The sequence below is a fragment of the Vreelandella profundi genome, from assembly GCF_019722725.1.
Classification (GTDB): Bacteria; Pseudomonadota; Gammaproteobacteria; order Pseudomonadales; family Halomonadaceae; genus Vreelandella; species Vreelandella profundi.
Window position 1 is genome coordinate 1,394,163 of sequence record NZ_CP077941.1, and the last position, 14,818, is coordinate 1,408,980.

General features: G+C 56.5%; 11 protein-coding genes. 9 read left to right on the forward strand and 2 right to left on the reverse strand.

Annotated features, from left to right (window positions below; translation table 11 throughout):
* Positions 1 to 60 precede the first annotated feature (60 nt).
* The 6 genes from KUO20_RS06430 to murB are packed head-to-tail and all read left to right on the forward strand — an operon-like array spanning position 61 to position 7,199.
* Positions 61 to 2,352, forward strand: a complete 2,292-nt coding sequence (locus KUO20_RS06430; RefSeq protein ID WP_235042047.1) for a DNA internalization-related competence protein ComEC/Rec2 — start codon at positions 61 to 63, stop codon at positions 2,350 to 2,352.
* A gap of 56 nt (positions 2,353 to 2,408) precedes the next feature.
* On the forward strand, positions 2,409 to 4,145 hold the full coding sequence (msbA, locus tag KUO20_RS06435; protein WP_235042048.1) for a lipid A export permease/ATP-binding protein MsbA: 1,737 nt from the start codon (positions 2,409 to 2,411) through the stop codon (positions 4,143 to 4,145).
* Positions 4,142 to 5,155 (forward strand): tetraacyldisaccharide 4'-kinase, encoded by a 1,014-nt coding sequence (lpxK, locus tag KUO20_RS06440; protein ID WP_235042049.1) that lies wholly within the window; start codon positions 4,142 to 4,144, stop codon positions 5,153 to 5,155. Before msbA ends, lpxK begins: the two co-directional genes overlap by 4 nt.
* A 13-nt stretch (positions 5,156 to 5,168) precedes the next feature.
* Positions 5,169 to 5,378 (forward strand): Trm112 family protein, encoded by a 210-nt coding sequence (locus KUO20_RS06445; RefSeq protein WP_096280618.1) that lies wholly within the window; start codon positions 5,169 to 5,171, stop codon positions 5,376 to 5,378.
* A complete protein-coding gene (gene kdsB / locus KUO20_RS06450; protein ID WP_235042050.1) occupies positions 5,378 to 6,181 on the forward strand; it encodes a 3-deoxy-manno-octulosonate cytidylyltransferase in 804 nt (267 codons plus the stop codon). Before KUO20_RS06445 ends, kdsB begins: the two co-directional genes overlap by 1 nt.
* Complete coding sequence (murB, locus tag KUO20_RS06455) at positions 6,174 to 7,199, forward strand: UDP-N-acetylmuramate dehydrogenase (RefSeq protein ID WP_235042434.1); 1,026 nt, start codon at positions 6,174 to 6,176, stop codon at positions 7,197 to 7,199. Before kdsB ends, murB begins: the two co-directional genes overlap by 8 nt.
* Positions 7,200 to 7,314: 115 nt before the next feature.
* Here murB and rne read toward each other — a convergent pair whose 3' ends face one another.
* Entirely contained in the window at positions 7,315 to 10,662 is a 3,348-nt protein-coding gene (gene rne, locus KUO20_RS06460) for a ribonuclease E (RefSeq protein ID WP_235042051.1), read from the reverse strand.
* Positions 10,663 to 11,390: 728 nt separating this feature from the next.
* Between rne and KUO20_RS06465 the strand changes: the two genes are divergently transcribed.
* From KUO20_RS06465 to sppA, 3 genes are read left to right on the forward strand one after another with little or no spacing between them, the layout of a single operon-like run.
* Positions 11,391 to 12,332 (forward strand): RluA family pseudouridine synthase, encoded by a 942-nt coding sequence (locus tag KUO20_RS06465; protein WP_235042052.1) that lies wholly within the window; start codon positions 11,391 to 11,393, stop codon positions 12,330 to 12,332.
* A 40-nt stretch (positions 12,333 to 12,372) separates the two neighbouring features.
* Positions 12,373 to 13,026, forward strand: a complete 654-nt coding sequence (locus tag KUO20_RS06470; RefSeq protein ID WP_235042053.1) for an HAD family hydrolase — start codon at positions 12,373 to 12,375, stop codon at positions 13,024 to 13,026.
* A gap of 24 nt (positions 13,027 to 13,050) precedes the next feature.
* Positions 13,051 to 14,091 (forward strand): signal peptide peptidase SppA, encoded by a 1,041-nt coding sequence (sppA, locus tag KUO20_RS06475; protein WP_235042054.1) that lies wholly within the window; start codon positions 13,051 to 13,053, stop codon positions 14,089 to 14,091.
* Positions 14,092 to 14,141: 50 nt separating this feature from the next.
* Here sppA and KUO20_RS06480 read toward each other — a convergent pair whose 3' ends face one another.
* The gene (locus KUO20_RS06480; RefSeq protein ID WP_235042055.1) at positions 14,142 to 14,756 is read right to left on the reverse strand and encodes a Maf family protein; all 615 of its coding nucleotides are present in this window, start codon (positions 14,754 to 14,756) and stop codon (positions 14,142 to 14,144) included.
* Positions 14,757 to 14,818: the final 62 nt, after the last annotated feature.

The following is a 14,818-nucleotide window of genomic DNA, read 5'->3' on the forward strand; positions in this document are numbered from 1 at the left end:
ATATAGCGTCGCCCTTAAGCTATGCTGGGCAGTGAATGAACTAACACAAAGGAGAGCTGCATGCGGTTCGGTGTTGCTATGCCAGCCGCTTTTGCGGCATTAAGCGGGGGATTTTTTGCTTGGTATAGCACTTTTATAGGGATGACATCCAGCGCGCTCGGATGGGGGTTGGTGGCTACGTTATTCGCGATGACGTGGCGCCCGCGTCTTGGTATTTGGCTTTTAATCGGCCTATGGGTGTTTGTTAGCGTACAGCGCGAGTGGTCTGGCCGCCTGCCGGCTGGGCTAAGCGGCGAAGATATTGTTGTTGAAGCAACCGTTTTAACAGCTCAGCCGCTCTCTGTACCGTCCTCTCAGGCTACTCGACTATTGCTAGCAATTGATGCGTGCCATAGCCCAGCGCAGCGTCCTAGCTGCTCAGCGCTCTCTAAAGTGCGGGTATCGGCCTATAGCGATGAGGTATTTAAGCCCGGGGAGCAGTGGCGAATGACGCTGCGTTTGCGTCCTCCTAGCGGGTTTGCCAATCCACATGCCTTCAATTTTGAGCAGTGGCTCTGGCGAGAGGGTATTCATGCGACGGGGTATCTGCGTCAGGATCCCCCGGCTGAACAACTATCGACCGCTAGCGTCTCCTTACGCCAGCTAGCGCTAAGCTTTCTATCACAACAAGCACTTAGCGAACGTACCCAGCGTTGGTTGGCGGCGCTGACGCTGGGTGAAAGCGGGCAGCTGACACAAGACGATTGGTCACTGCTTAATGCCACCGGCACCACGCACTTGGTGGTGATTTCGGGATTACACGTTGGCTTAGTGGCTTCGTTTGTACTGCTGTTATCAAAGCTCGCTGCACGGCTATTAACTCCCGCCAACTGGCGCATGCGAGTCTGGCCATGGTGGGCAGCAGCAGCGGGCTGCGTCGCATACGCCGTACTCGCGGGAATGGCGCCGCCCGCTATGCGCGCAATGATGATGACGCTCATTGGACTGTGGGTACTTAGCGGCCGACATGCCCCCGGCGCTTGGCAGGCGTGGTGGCTGGCGCTCGCGCTAGTGCTGATGTTTGATCCTTTGGCGTTGTGGCGGCCCGGCATGTGGCTGTCGTTTGTCGCTGTCGCATGGTTGATCGTTATTTGGCAGGGGCGTCAACGCCCTCGGGGTATTAAAGGGTGGTGCTGGGCGCTGATCCGAACGCAATTACTCTTAGCGCCGCTGATGGCCGCCGCTGTGCTGGTGGCATTTGGCAGAGTGGCCCCGATGGCTCCGCTGATAAACTTAGTTGCCGTTCCCTGGGTTAGCTCGATCATGGTGCCTACGGCATTATTAGGCTGGCTGCTAGCGCCATTTCCTTTCTTGGGCCATGTGGCATGGTGGATATTTGAGGCAGCGCTCAACGTTTTTCATCTTTTGCTGACGCTGTCGTCGCAACAATGGCCGCTTTGGGAGCCTGACCGACTGCTGACGTATCCGCTAGCCTTTGCACTGCTGCTATTGTCACTGTGCTGGGGGCTGCCGGGTGTTCTGACTAGCCTGCGGCTGCTTTCGGCCGCGCTGATAGTCGCGTTGCCTTGGTGGTCGCTTGCGCCGCCGTTTGCGCAAGGCGTTATTAGAGTGAGCGTGCACGATGTGGGCCAGGGGCAGTTGATCGAGCTGCGTAGTCAGCACTATCGTCTTCTCTATGATGCCGGGCCGCGGTTTAGGGGTGGGTTTATGCCCTTAGAGACGCTGTGGTCGCCGGGACAGCGTTTTGATCAAGTAATTATTAGCCACGCCGATAACGACCACGCAGGAGGGGTTGAGGCGTTACTCTCTGATCATCAGGTCAATCAGTGGCTGGCTCCTTTGGGGGAATCACTGCCCGTGCCAAGCGTTGCTTGCGCGCGAGGCCAGGCATGGGAGCGCGATGGGATTGGCTTTCGTATTCTCTGGCCACCTGCCGGTGCTAATACGCTTTCTGCTAACGACCGCTCCTGCGTACTGGAAGTCAGTGTAGGCGAGCACAGGCTGTTGATAACCGGCGATGTTGGTGCCGACATAGAGCGGCGCTTATTACATGAGATGTTGCAGGGCGTGCGCTCGCCGGTCAGTGTGCTGGTGGCCGGGCATCACGGCAGCCGCACTAGCTCGGGCATTCAATTTGTGCGCCACACTGCGCCCCAGCACGTTATTTTCAGCGCAGGAAAGAGCAATCAGTTCCAGCACCCGGCTGATCAAGTGGTACGACGTTTTCGCCACGAAAATAGCTGTTTATGGAGCACCGCGCAGGATGGTGCGCTGCGTTTTTGGCTAGATGCTAACGATTCCATACAAATCAAAACGACACGTAAGCTATCTGGGCAACGCAACCGGTGTTGAAGCACGCCGCCTTAAGGTAGAATTCAGCGCACTGCACACTATTGCCAGGAGCGCGTGTGACCGATTCAAGTTGGGATGTCTATAAGCGGTTGTTGAGCTACGTTAAGCCACATTGGCAGGCGTTTGCGCTGGCGCTGGTGGGGTTTGTGGTTTATGCCGCATCAAGTACCGCATTGGCGGAAATGATGAAGCGCCTGATTGATGGCATTCAAAACCCAGATGCAGCCTTTCGGCTATTTCTGCCACTGTTTGTCATTATTATGTTTTTCGCCCGTGGGGTCGGCACCTTCCTCAGTACCTATTTCATGTCCTACGTTGGGCGCTATGTGATTCACACGCTGCGCTGTGATGTGTTCGCGCATTTGCTTCATCTTCCCGGCTGGTTTTTTGATCATCATTCGAGCGGCCAGCTGGTGTCGCGAGTAACCTATCACGTTGAGCAGGTGGCCGGGGCAGCCACCAAAGCAGTGACCATCATTCTTCGCGAAGGTCTTTTCGTGATTGGTTTGATTCTCTACCTGCTTTGGACTAACTGGATGCTAACACTGCTTTTTTTGGGTGTGACGCCCATCATAGCCGTGGTGGTTAGCTATGTAAGTAAGCGATTTAGACGTATTTCAAAACGCATTCAACACTCTATGGGCGATGTGACCCACATTGCCTCGGAAGCCCTTTCGGGTTATCGCGTCGTACGTACTCATGGTGCTGAAGCTTATGAGAAGCAGCGCTTTGAGCGGGTGAGCGAAGAGAACCGCCGTCAAAGTATGAAGGAAGCCATGACGCGTGCCGTTAGCTCACCGGTGATTTTGATGCTCGTGGCCATCTCCATGGCGCTGCTGGTTTGGCTTGCCATGTCACCCTCGCTAATGGCCAGCATGACGCCCGGTGAGTTCGTGGCGTTTATTACAGCGGCAGCGCTGATGATTAAGCCAGTGCGCCAACTGACTGAGATTAATGGTGAAATCCAGAAAGGGTTGGCCGCGGCATCGGAGCTGTTTGGATTGCTAAATATGTCGCCTGAACAGGACACTGGAAGGCACATAGCCAGTCGTTTAAAAGGCGATGTTGTGATGGATAGCGTCAGTTTTCGCTACGCCGACGACCAGCCTGACGTGCTACATAACATTAACCTTCACTTGGCACCAGGAGAGTTAGTCGCCATCGTCGGGCGCTCGGGAAGCGGAAAGTCGACGCTGGTTAGCCTGTTGCCGCGCTTTTATCGGTCTAGTCAGGGCGCGATTACTATTGATGGCATTAATGTTGACGACTACGCGCTAGGGCCACTGCGTCAGCAGATTGCTCTGGTCTCTCAGCAGGTGACGCTGTTTAATGCCTCGATTGCCGATAACATTGCCTACGGCGTGGCCAATCCTGATATGCAGGCGATTAAAGCCGCCGCCGAGGCTGCCTATGCGCATGAATTTATCGATAAACTGCCCAACGGCTATGCCACCACGGTTGGTGAAAATGGCGTGATGCTGTCGGGTGGGCAGCGTCAGCGTTTGGCAATTGCCAGAGCGATCTTTAAGGATGCGCCGCTGCTAGTGCTGGATGAAGCAACGTCTGCACTGGACACTGAATCTGAGCGCTATATTCAAAAAGCCCTTGAGCGTGTTTGCGAGGGGCGTACCACGCTGGTCATTGCACATCGGCTTTCGACTATTGAGCGAGCCGACCGAATTGTGGTGATGGATCAAGGGCGTATCATCGAGGAAGGCTCCCATCAGGCACTGCTTGAAGCGGGCGGCGCCTACGCGGCGCTGTATCAACTACAGTTCCAAGAAGCGGTATGAAGCTGCCTGCGAAAACGCTAGCAGAACGATGGCTGAAAGGCGCTTATCAAGGCAGCCGCTGGCTAGCGCTACTTAAGCCGCTAGGGGCTCTATACCAGCGGGGTATGGCGCGTCGTGAGCAGGCATACCTTCGCGGAAGCAAAGCCTCTTGGAAGGCGCCGGTGCCGGTCATAGTGGTCGGCAATATCACCCTTGGCGGAACGGGTAAATCCCCCTTGGTGGCCTGGCTTGCTAGCTGGCTGGTGGGGCAGGGCTACACACCAGGGATTGTGACGCGAGGCTATGGCGGAAAAGCATCGCACTATCCGCTGCGGGTAACTGCCAGTACCAAGGTGGCTGAAAGTGGCGATGAGCCGCTTATGCTGGCCCAGCAAACCGGGCTGCCGGTGGTGGCGGATCCCAATCGCGTTCGGGGCGTTCAGGCGCTGATAGCAGCGGGGTGCGATATTGTTCTCAGTGACGATGGGTTACAGCACCTGGCATTGGCTAGAGATATCGAACTGCTCGTTGTTGATGGCGCCCGTGGCCTTGGCAACGGTGCCTGCCTGCCGGCCGGGCCGCTGCGTGAATCGCCTAGTCGGCTACAGCGAGTCGATGCGGTGATCGTCAATGGGGATTTAAAGCGGCCGCTGCCCGTTGCGCCTGTCACTCCTATGCAGCTGGCGCCGGTGTGCTGGCGACGCCTGGCAGACGGCACTCGCTTTCCGTTAACGCCTTTGCCGTTTGCATTGCCGGTGCATGCCGTGGCGGGCATCGGTCATCCCGAGCGCTTTTTTCAGACGTTATCGGCCCTTGGTGTTGAGGGTGACTGGCACCCGTTAGCGGATCATCAACATTTTTATGCTGACGCGCTAAGCTTTGCAGAAACGCGGCCGGTGGTGATGACGGCTAAAGACGCCGTAAAGTGTTATGCCCTGGCACCGCCCAATAGCTGGATATTAGACGTGGAAGCGACGCTTCCATCCGAATTTGAACACTGGCTGGCAGCGCGACTGTCGGCACTTTCCTAAAGGAGACGTTCGCATGGATAAGGAACTGCTGGCAATGCTGGTCTGCCCGTTGTGTAACGGTAAGCTAAAATATGATCGTGAGGGGCAAGAGCTTCGCTGCCACTACGATGGCTTGGCCTATCCCATTCAAGAAGGCATCCCTGTCATGCTGCCCGAAGAAGCCCGCGCAATGGATGCCGATGAAAAGCTGCCTACGTCGCCGGGACGCACTGGAGACGCTTAATGGCTGTTACTGATTTTACGGTGCCTGACGTTACCTTTCCTGATTTTACCGCTGTTGTTCCCGCGCGCTATGGCTCTTCCCGGTTACCCGGTAAGCCGCTGCTTGAGATTGCCGGTGAGCCAATGGTCGCGCACGTTTGGCGGCGTGCTTGTCAAAGCCATGCGAGTCGGGTGGTGATTGCAACCGACGATACGCGCATACGCGATGCCATGCAGACTTATGGCGCTGAGGTCATCATGACGCGCGATGATCACCCTTCTGGCACTGATCGTTTGGCCGAGGTGGCGGACATTTTGGCCTTGCCGACGGATGCGCTGCTGGTTAACGTCCAGGGCGACGAGCCGTTGATTCCTCCCGCTTTGATCAACCAGGTGGCTTTGCGTCTGGCTGAGGACCAAGAAGCGTCGATCGCAACGCTGGCAGAGCCGATTAGCGACGTCGAGTCGCTGTTTAATCCCAACGTGGTCAAGGTGGTGCGCACTTTGCAGGGGAGAGCGCTGTACTTTTCCCGTGCCCCGATTCCCTGGGATCGCGAGCATTTTAAACAGCCGCCCACACTGCTCGCGAGCGATCAGTGGCTGCGTCATATCGGCATCTATGCTTATCGTGTGCGTTTTCTAGAGGCGTATCTCGATTGGCCAGCGTCAAGCCTTGAGCAGCTTGAACAGCTCGAGCAGCTGCGTGCGCTACAGCACGGTCACGTTATTCAGGTGGCTTTAGCCTGCGAAGTAAATCCCGCCGGTGTCGATACCGCTGAAGACTTGGAGCGAGTACGGGCGCTATTTGCCGAGCCAGATGTTTAAAGTGGCTGAGTTGGACATTACTCACAATGTTGATCTCACGTCCGCCAATACGCTGGCGCTAGCATGCCGGGCTGAGCGCTTTTCAGCCCCAGGCACCTTGTCTGCGCTGCGTAATACCCTAGCGAAAGCGAGCGGCGAGGAGTGGCCAGTCACGCTGTTAGGCGGCGGCAGTAATGTGCTGTTGCCCGAGCAGTTGCCGGGTTTGGTGATACGTCCCGCGCTTAATCAATGCTGGCTCAGCCAGCGGCAGGGCCATGTGCTGGCGCATGTAGGCGCGGGTGTAAACTGGCATGCCTTAGTAATGGCGACTGCCCGGCGAGGGCTGTGGGGAATCGAGAACCTGGCGCTGATTCCCGGCAGCTGCGGGGCAGCGCCGGTGCAGAATATTGGTGCTTACGGTGTAGAGCTCGCCGATACGCTTGAATCGGTGCAGATCATGGCGCTGGCCACCGGCCAGCTTGACTGGTTAAGCGCGCAGGAGTGCCAGTTTGGCTATCGCGACAGCGTGTTTAAAGGGGCGCTAGCCGATAAAGTAGTGATTACTCAGGTAGTGCTGCGCTTATCACGAAAGCCGGCTTTGCAGCTCGGCTATGGTGATCTTGCTGCACGATTATCGCCGGCGCCTACGCCGCTTGAGGTTGCTGAGGCGGTGTGCACGATTAGGCGTGAAAAATTGCCTGACCCGCAGGTGCTTGCCAACGCAGGGAGTTTTTTTAAAAACCCTCTGATATCTGATGAGCAGGCGACCCGTCTGCTGTGCCAGTATCCTGCCATGCCGCATTTCCCCCAGATGAAAGGACAGACAAAGCTAGCGGCCGGCTGGTTGATCGACCAGTGCGGTTTAAAAGGGATGCGCGACGGTGCTTTTGGTGTCCATCAGCATCAGGCGCTGGTGCTGGTGCATTTTGGTGGCGGCGATCGCCATGGCTTGATGAAAATAGCCAGCTACATTGCTGCCCAGGTGGAGGCACGCTTTGGGGTACGACTATCACCAGAGCCGCGTTTAATTAATCCTTAAATCGGCTCTAAACGCATCGGTGCCAATATAAAAGCTATTACAAAAGCTAGTGCAAATCTGTAACAAAAAAATCCCCGCCGAAGCGGGGATTTTGCTGTTGCCACACGCCATCAATTTATTCTGGAAGCGTGTCTTGCTGTGCCTGTTTACGCTTCTCGCGCGGATCGTTGTGCGCACGAGTGCGGCGACGCGGCTTCGGCATGTCTTCAGCAGGTGCTTCTTCGGCAGTCGTTGTTTCAGCTTGCGCTTCACTAGCTACCGGGAGGGCAGGCTGAGGCTCTGCATCCGCTGTCGGTGCGAGATCAGCCTGCGGCTCAACGACTGAATGCTCGCTGCTGAGCTTCTCGTCAGTCTGTTTCTCAGGCTCTTGTTTCTCAGGCTCTTGTTTCTCAGATTCTTGCTTCTCAGGTTCTGGTTGCGCAGAAGCCTGCTGATCAGTGCCTTGCGCTATAACGCTAGGCTGCTCTTCAGCCGCAGGCGTTGGCTGTTGAGCCTCAGCGATACGCTCAGAAACACTAGCAGCGGCTGCTTGCTGGAGCGATTTTTCAGCGTCGCTGGAGGCAGCGGCCTGACTATTGCTGCTTGGCTCACTCTGATCAGCGTTTATGGTCGGCTCGACAGTACGCGGCGTTTCAACGTTTTCAGGCACGACCGGCTCGTCAACGTAGGGCGCTTGTTGATTTACAGGGGCCTGCTGAACGTCTGGCTGCTCCGTTGGCGCTTCAGCTTCGGTCGCTTGGAAAGGCTCAGCTGCCGGCGCGTTGCTGGCTGGTGTCACCGACTCGCTTGGTTTAGCAAAGGCTTCTTGCTGCTCAGCGATTTCTGCTTCAGGCGCTGTCACGGCCGCTTTAGGCTGACGACGCTGGTGCGTTGATCTGCGCGCTTTGGCATTCTCCGTCACGGGGCGTTCAGCCGTCGTCGTGTTGTCAGTGTCGATAGCGTCTTGTGACGGCGCGACTTCGGGCAGGGCAACGTTGTCTGCTAGTGCAGCATTGTCGTTATCCGCCGATTCCGCCGCCGATGTTTCATTAACAGGCACTTCACTAACAGGCACTTCACTGGCAATCGCTTCGCTGACCACGGGCTGCTCGGCAGACGCTTCACTTGGCGTTGGCGTGGTCTCTAGTGCTTCGCTGGGCGCCTCGGCCTGCAGTTTTAGCTGCTCGGCTTCTGCCTGAGGATTAATGGCCTGGGTGCGCGAACGATTACGTGGGTTGTTACGCGTACGCTTGGGCTTATCGTCATCCTGCTTGGCTTTCGGCTGAACGTCAGTACTGGCCGGCTGTTTAACCGCTTCCTCGCGCTGATTTTCGCGAGCAGCTTCGCGCCGCGGCTCTTTCTGTGCGGCGGGCTTGCTAGCGATATCATTGCTATGGCTGTCTTTTGCGGTATTGACGCTGTCTTGCGCGTTGCTCTCGTTTTGCTGAGGATGGCGACGACGATTGCGCGTACGGCTAGGGCCGCTGCGTTTATCGCTATTATCATCGCTCACCGGGCGTGGCGTGCTGCTGCTGCGCGGCTCGGCTTTTTGCTCAGTTTTGGCAGGACTTTCGCTGCGCGATTCGGTTCTGCTGTTATTGCTATCGTTGCGCTCACCGCGTGCCGGGCGCTGACGTGACTCGCTGTTACGCTGACTGCTTCTGCGCTCGGTTGAGCGACGTGGCGCTGGCGTTTCAACCTTCGGCGCAGGCGCTGGCTCAGCGGACGTATCGTCGCTGCCCAGAAGCTTTGCAAAGCCGCGCATGAAGCGCCCAATAACGCTAGGCTGCTCGCTAGGGGCTGCGGCTGCTTTGGTCGCAGCAGGCGTGGGAGCAGGCGCAGGCGCTTTTTCTTCAGTTTGTAGCGACGCCGGTGCCGGTGCGTTGTGGGTAACGCTTTTAACGGCAGCTTCAGCACGTTGAGCGGGGGGTACAAAGCTCGGTGCAGGCTCTTTACCTACGTCGGTATCGGTCGACAGTTCAAAGCTTGAAAGGCTTTGTGTGTCGTCTTCATCTATATGGTCGTCACGCAGGCGCTGGACATCGTAATGCGGCGTATCCATATCAGGATTAGGCAGCAGCACCACGCGCACACCCTGGCGAGATTCAAGATCTGCCAGCACGCTGCGTTTTTCGTTGAGTAAGTAGGTGGCGACCGGTACCGGCAGAATGGCGCGAATCTGCGCGCTATTCTCTTTCATGGCCTCTTCTTCAATCAGGCGCATGATGGAAAGCGAGAGCGAGCGCACGTCGCGAATGGTGCCCTGGCCATTACAGCGTGGGCAAACCACGCCGCTGGTTTCACCCAGCGACGGGCGCAGGCGCTGACGAGACATTTCCATCAAGCCAAAGCGCGAGATGCGGCCGATTTGCACTCGCGCACGGTCCAACTTAAGCGCGTCACGCATGCGGTTTTCAACGTCACGCTGGTTGCGCGCAGGCCCCATGTCGATGAAGTCGATAACCACCAAGCCACCGATATCGCGCAGGCGTAGCTGGCGAGCGATTTCATCGGCGGCTTCGGAGTTGGTCTGTAGCGCGGTTTCTTCGATGTCGCTGCCGCGGGTGGCGCGGGCAGAGTTGATATCGATGGAGACCAGGGCCTCGGTGTGATCGATAACAATCGAACCACCAGACGGCAGCTTTACTTCGCGTTGATAGGCTGTCTCGATTTGCGATTCGATCTGGAAGCGCGAGAACAGTGCGACTTCATCAGAGTAGAGTTTAATTTTTTGCTGATAAGAGGGCATAACCTGGCGGATAAAGCCCAGCGCTTCGGCATGAACCTCTGGGCTATCGATCAATACTTCGCCGATGTCCTGGCGCAGATAGTCGCGCATGGCGCGGATGATGACATTAGATTCACGGTAGATCAGGAACGGAGCAGGGCGCTTAGCCGCTTCAGTGGTGATGGATTCCCATACTTGAACTAGGTAGTCCAGATCCCACTGCAGTTCTTCTGGGTTGCGGCCAATGCCTGCGGTGCGCACGATCAGCCCCATTTTGTCAGGCACGGTCAGCTGGCCCATGGCATCTTTGAGCTGGCTGCGTTCGTCGCCTTCAATGCGGCGCGAGATGCCGCCAGCGCGAGGGTTGTTCGGCATTAACACTAAAAACCGGCCTGCCAAACTGACAAAGGTGGTCAGCGCGGCACCTTTGTTGCCACGCTCTTCTTTGTCGACCTGAACAATGACCTCTTGGCCTTCTCTGAGCACTTCTTTAATGCTCGGACGCCCGGAAACGTCTTTAACGAAGTATTCGCGAGAGATCTCTTTAAGCGGCAAAAAGCCGTGACGGTCAGCGCCGTAATCGACAAAGGCGGCTTCTAGTGAAGGTTCTACACGGGTAATTTTACCGCGATAGATATTGGCTTTTTTCTGTTCTCGAGCGCCGGATTCGATATCTAAATCGTACAGGCGTTGTCCATCAACCAAGGCGACACGCAGCTCTTCAGGCTGGGTCGCATTAATAAGCATCCGTTTCATGTTATCTCGCATAGCGTTACGTGCCGGCGAACTACCTAAGGCGTGGCGTAGGTGAATCGCTGGTTGCTGCGTGCTTGTGCTCGGCGCATAGCTATGCTGACGCGTAAAACCGGGAAGGCGTCATCGCCGACCCGGCCAATAGGGCGTTGAGTACGTGGCGGAGGCAGGACATATTCCGGTGGCTGTCACGTCCATCCGGCCCTGCTGACACCGCCAACACCTGGCATTCATCAATTCACCAACGCCGACCACCGGCACAGCGTTGAACTTGTCGTCCTGAGTCAGCCGGCACCTTGTGACGAAAAAGGAGGGGTTGCTCAGCACGTGGCGTTTTTAAGTTTCTAACCCGCCGTTAATGGCTGGGCTTACGTACATCTGCCGACAAAAAACGGGCGGCAGATTTGCTGCATTTTTAGATCAGATTTCGATGCCGGAAAAACGGACAATGCGTACACTGGTGCCGCTTTTCGTGCTCAGGCCTGCGTGTTTGTCGGGCAGGCGCATTAACCAAACTCAGCGTTGATACATTTTGCTAAGCAATTTTGCCAATTAGCTATTGATCAGCTAGTGATAGCGCTAGATAAGGAAGCTTTCTGCGCTAGGCTGGTGAGCATTTTTGAATATAACAGTAAAGACAACGACCAGCAATTGACGCAATGCTCTTGGGTCTACGCTAGAATGCCGTTTTTAGCCTGACGTCATCGAGTAACAGCAGGAGTAAGCAAGTAATGTCCGAAGGGCGTGAAGTACAGTGGGTGGATATTGCCCCGGAACAAGCAGGGCAGCGAATTGATAATTTTCTCATGACGCGTTTGAAGGGAGCGCCGCGCGCGCTTATCTATCGAATCGTGCGCAAGGGAGAAGTTCGCGTTAATAAAAAGCGCGTTAAGGTGGATTACCGGTTGCAGGCGGGAGATTTGGTTCGCGTGCCGCCGCTGCGTTTGGCACCGCGTGAAGCGGTTAAAGAGGTCAGTGATAACCTGCGTGATCTGCTAGTCGGCAGCGTCATTATGGAGGGCCCCGATTGGATGGTGCTCAACAAGCCTTCGGGGCTTGCCGTGCATGGTGGCAGCGGCGTTAAGATTGGCTTGATCGAAGCGCTGCGCCAAGTGCGTGATGATTTGAGTTTCTTGGAGCTGGTTCACCGGCTTGATCGCGATACGTCAGGCTGCTTGCTGCTTGCTAAATCCCGCGATGCGCTAGTGACGCTCAACGAGTCATTAAAAAAGCACGGTATGGATAAGCGCTACTTAGCCCTGGTGAGCGGACGCTGGCCTGCGCGTAAAACCTATGAAAGCGCTCGCTTGGATCGCTTTGATGCAGGCAATGGCGAGCGGCGGGTTAGGGTCGACCCTAACGGGAAGGTCTCGCGCACGCATTTTTCGGTGGTCGAAGCGTTTGAGAAAGTCACCCTCATCGAAGCTGAGCCGGTGACGGGGCGCACGCATCAAATTCGCGTTCACGCCGCCCATGCAGGCCACGCGCTGCTGGGGGACGATAAATACGCCACTCGTGAAAGTGGCTTTCTGACTAAGCAGCTAGGGCTGGGACGGCTTTTCTTGCATGCCCGCGCGCTGACCTTTCCTGAACCCACGAATGGCCGCCCGGTAACGGTTAAAGCGCCGCTGCCAGAGGCTCTGGAAGAAGCGCTTAAGCGCGCCCGTCGATAAGCGGCCCTTGACTCATTTGCCTGCTAATTAAGGAGCTGCAATGCAGTACGAGCTGATGATATTTGACTGGGACGGCACGCTGATGGACTCGGTGCCGCGTATTGTATCGTGCATGCAGGCTGCTGCTTTAGAAGCCGAGTGGGGCGCGCTTTCGGCGCCTGAGGTTGAAGATATTATTGGCCTAGGCCTGCCTGAAGCGATTGCTAAGCTTTGCCCCGGTATTTTACCCGCCCAGGCAGAGCGCCTTCGCGAGCGCTATTCGCACCATTTTGTGCATGCTGACGCAACGCCAATGATGTTTTTTGCCGGCGTAGAAGCGCACATCGCTCGTCTGCGCGAACGCGAGGGGCAGCGCTTGGCAGTAGCGACAGGTAAAAGTCGCCGTGGCCTTGACCGTATTTTTGCTGAGACGGGTAGCGGTGCGTGGTTTCAAGCCAGTCGTACGGCGGATGAGACCCGCTCAAAGCCCCATCCGCAAATGCTTTCCGAGCTGCTGGCAGAGCTGTCGATTCCGGTTGAGCGGGCGGTGATGGTCGGCGATACCGAGTATGACTTGGAAATGGCGCGAGCGATCGGCATGGATCGTATCGGGGTAACCTATGGTGTGCATACGCCAGAGCGCCTCTCGCTGAGTCGTCCTCAGTGGCTGGCGCATAGTGTCGATGAGCTTTTTGAGCGATTGCATGGCGAGTAGCCTGCGTCTATATAAGGATATTTTATGAGTGACGATCGCTGGACAGACGGTGCCGAGGTTTCATCAGAAAACGTAGACCCACTGGCGGGTGCCCCCGGAGACGACGCTGAAACGTTGCGTGAGCGTCAGCGCCTGGCGCAGGTGGATATGATGGATCGTTGGGTCGGCGGTGTTTTAACCGAGCAGCGCCGCACCCGACGCTGGAAGTTATTTTTCCGTTTGATGATGCTCGCGGTGGTGTTGGTAGTGCTATTTGCCACGCTTTATGGACTGTTTTGGAACAGTTCAAGCTCCGCAGGGCCTACCCAGCGCCATTTAGGTATTGTGGAGGTTAATGGCGTGATCGCCAGTGATTCTCCTGCCAATGCTGAGCGCATTATTCAGGGGCTTAATCGCGCATGGGAGGCGGAAAGCGCAGCCGCCGTGGTGCTGCATATTAATAGTCCTGGCGGTAGTCCGGTGCAGTCGCAGCGCATCTATGCGGAGATCATGCGTCTACGAGAGCAGGGCGATAAGCCGATTATCGCGGTTATTGAAGATATCGGTGCCAGCGGTGCCTATTACATTGCCGCGGCGGCTGACGACATTGTCGCATCGCCTGTGAGCCTGGTCGGCTCTATCGGCGTTATCTATGCGGGGTTTGGCTTTGAAGAGGCAATAGCCCGAATCGGCGTTGAGCGTCGCGTGCTGACCGCGGGCGAGAACAAGGCCTTCTTAGATCCTTTTCAGCCGCTAGATGACGACGCCGAGACGTTTTGGCAGGGCGTACTTAGCCAGACTCATCAGCAGTTTATTGACGATGTGCGTGCTGGAAGGGGCGATCGGCTCAGCGACAGCCCGGATATTTTCTCTGGCCTGATTTGGAGCGGCGAGCAGAGTATCGAGCTGGGCTTGGTCGATCAGCTGGGTAGCCTTGAGCAGGTGGCGCGCGAACAGGTTGGCGAGACGAACTGGATTGACTACACGCCGAGTATTGATCCATTTGAGCGCCTGACGCGACGCTTCGCTCAAGTGGCCGCTGAGGTGTTGGGCGTTCGTGCCCCTAACACCCCGCTGCGCTTTTAGTTTGAGCTCGCCTGTATAGTGATACCTGTATTGGGTGCGGCGGCTGCCTGTTATGAAGCGCCAAGCGGGTCTAGGCCCGCTTGGCGTAGCATGTCGCACAGTGCAATCAGCGGTAGCCCAATCAGTGCGTTGGGGTCGCGACCCTCAAGTTTTTCAAACAGCGCAATGCCTAGTCCTTCCATTCGAAAACTGCCAGCGCTGTCTAGCGGCTGCTCTTTGGTGACGTAGTTCTCGATTTCTTGTGTGGTCAGTGTGCGAAAAACCACCTCGAAAGGCTCCACGTGCACGTGATGGCGCTGATGGCGTGTATCTAACAGCGCAAGCCCGGTGAGAAAAGTGACGCGCTGGCCAGAAAAGCGGGCAAGATTAGCGCATGCTTTTTCGGACGTATGCGGCTTGCCGAGAATGTCGCCTTCAAATACCGCGACTTGATCGGAGCCGATAATGCAGTGGCGTGGAAAGCGCGTTGCGACAGCATTGGCTTTGCTAAGCGCGAGGCGATGCACTAACGCATGCGGTGTTTCGCCGCTATGCGGCGTCTCATCAATGTCCGGCGAGTAGCATTGGTAAGGAAGCTGCAGGCGGTCAAGCAGCTCGCGTCGCCAGCGTGAGCTGGACGCCAGCACCAGCTCGATGGTTGATGGCTCGGTCATTGATGAGGTCATAAAGGCTCCTGGCAGCATGATGGTGCTCACTGATTGTAGGCTGTGATTGTGTTGATGCAGCC